The organism is Streptomyces sp. DH12, from assembly GCF_020873895.1.
GTDB lineage: Bacteria > Actinomycetota > Actinomycetes > Streptomycetales > Streptomycetaceae > Streptomyces.
This window is the reverse complement of sequence record NZ_JAHWGT010000110.1, coordinates 1-1,085: the sequence shown is the minus strand read 5'-3', so window position 1 is coordinate 1,085 and position 1,085 is coordinate 1. Positions and strand designations below refer to the sequence as shown.

Below are 1,085 nucleotides of genomic sequence, written 5' to 3'. Positions count from 1 at the left end.
GCCAGGGCGAACGCCGCGGTCCTGCCGAGCGAGACAGGGCTCGTGGTCACGACGGTCACCGCCTCGATCCGCTCCCCGGGCTCGAGCATCGGGTTGACGGAGGCCAGCAGCGCGCGGCGGCGCGGTCCGTTCACGAGCGGTACTCCTGAAGGTTCGGGCCGGCCGGAACCCCCCGGCCCGGCGTGCGGGATCCCGGCTCCCTCCGGGCGTCGCCGCAGAGTAACCGAGTGCGTGGGGCGGCCCTACGCTGGGGCTTGGCCCAGGCCCGCCCCCTCGCCCGTCCGCTTCAGGTGCGCGCGACCGTTCCGGCGTCGCGGTCGTGGTGCGGCTGCGTCGCGGTCGTGGTGCGGCAGCGCACGTCCCGCCCGGATGTCGCCCCCCACCCCCCGTGCCGTAGGGTGCCGTCGGTCATGGCCCGTAGGACAACTGACACGGTGTAGGGGGACGGTCATGGGCGGCGCCGGGCGCGTGGGGCACACTCCGCTGCCGGGGATAGGGGTGCGGTACGACCTCGTCACGCGGGAGCGGCGGCGGTTGTCGGTGATCGCCCATCTCGACGGTTCCCGGACGCTGAACGTCTACCGCAGGGACGACCCGGACGACACCGCGGTGAGCCTGAAGCTGAACGCCGAGGAGGCCGACGCCGTCGTCGACGCGCTGCTTCCCGCGCACCACAGCCCGAACCTGCTGGCGACGGCCGAACTGGGGCTGGTCGCCGAGCGGATCGAGCTGTCGTCGACCTCGTACTGGAACGGGCGCGTGCTCGGCGACACCCGGATGCGCACCGAGACCGGCGTGTCCGTCGTCGCCGTGCTGCGCCGCGCCGAGGCCATTCCCTCCCCCGGGCCGGACTTCCGGCTGGCCGGCGGTGACACCCTCATCGTCATCGGCACCCGTGAGGGTGTCGGTGTCGCCGCCGGCATCCTCGGCCGGGAGTGACCCGCACCCCCGAGGTCCTCACACCTTCGCCGGCTGGGGTGCCGCCCGCTCCGGCCCCACCGGCGTGTTCCGACGGCCGGTGAGCTTGCGGACCAGCGGCTCGGTCCAGCGGGCGGTCAGCGGACCCACGACGACCAGGATCAGGA

Annotated in this window: 1 protein-coding gene; it reads left to right on the top strand. The window is 74.2% G+C overall.

Translation table 11 applies throughout. The features are described from left to right. Nucleotides 1–450: 450 nt before the first annotated feature. The gene (locus LPA54_RS32810; RefSeq protein WP_228918232.1) at nucleotides 451–939 is read left to right on the top strand and encodes a cation:proton antiporter regulatory subunit; all 489 of its coding nucleotides are present in this window, start codon (nucleotides 451–453) and stop codon (nucleotides 937–939) included. The last annotated feature ends 146 nt before the right edge of the window (nucleotides 940–1,085 follow it).